General features: G+C 53.2%; 2 protein-coding genes. Both read right to left on the reverse strand.

Annotated features, from left to right (window positions below):
• Positions 1–550: ThuA domain-containing protein (locus GRP75_RS28395; RefSeq protein WP_160791050.1), on the reverse strand; the 550-nt coding region annotated here is incomplete at its 3' end.
• A 35-nt stretch (positions 551–585) separates the two neighbouring features.
• Positions 586–809 (reverse strand): Gfo/Idh/MocA family oxidoreductase (locus GRP75_RS28400; protein ID WP_237449254.1); only part of this gene is annotated, 224 nt, incomplete at its 5' end.

Raw genomic sequence — 809 nt, forward strand, 5'->3', positions numbered from 1 at the left:
TCCCCCAGCGCTTCGTCCATACAACAGGCATATCCACTGGCCCATTGGCTGAATGGGGACCTGGTACGACCGGGAAGTGTGTGGTTGCCAACACTTCAACTGCCGGGTCTACGTGGAGGTAATACTGCTCGCTTTTGACCTGAAAATCCTCAATGTGCTCTAGAAGTGGGCTGGAGCCGCGTTTCATGTTCACCATGTACTCCACCCCGTCATTGCCGGGATGCGCAACCCATTGCCCGCCTGTCATGAACTGCCAATCCACGTTGTTCCGGAAGGCATCACACATGCCGCCATGGCAGCCTGTGAGACCTACGCCGCTTTGAACGGCTGCTGAGACATTATTGACTAGTTCCTGCTCAATCTGTCCCATGGTCCACATTGGAACGATTAAGTCCAGGTCAAGCAGTTTCTCTGCATCCTGGTAGGCTTCAAGGGTATTAGACACCTCCACCTCGAACTGCTCTTCCTTCAAAATGCGTTCAAAAATGGCCGCCACCTGCTCCGGCTCATGTCCGTTCCATCCACCCCATACAATCAGTGCCTTGCGCATCTGTAACCACTCACCTTTCGGAATGTATTGTTATACTACATTTCTTCAATGGATACCCAGCGGCGTTCCTCTATGGATCGTTCTACCGCTTCAAGCACAGCCTGACAAGCGACACCGTCGTGGAAGTTCGGCGAAGGTTGTCGTCCTTCGGAGATGGCCCTCAACATCTCAAGCATCTCGTGGGTGAAGGTATGCTCGAATCCAATTGTATGTCCTGCAGGCCACCAGGCTTCAGAGTACTTATGTGCCGGATCGGTGG

Source organism: Paenibacillus sp. OT2-17 (assembly GCF_009827695.1).
In the GTDB taxonomy this organism is placed as follows: Bacteria; Bacillota; Bacilli; order Paenibacillales; family Paenibacillaceae; genus Paenibacillus; species Paenibacillus polymyxa_B.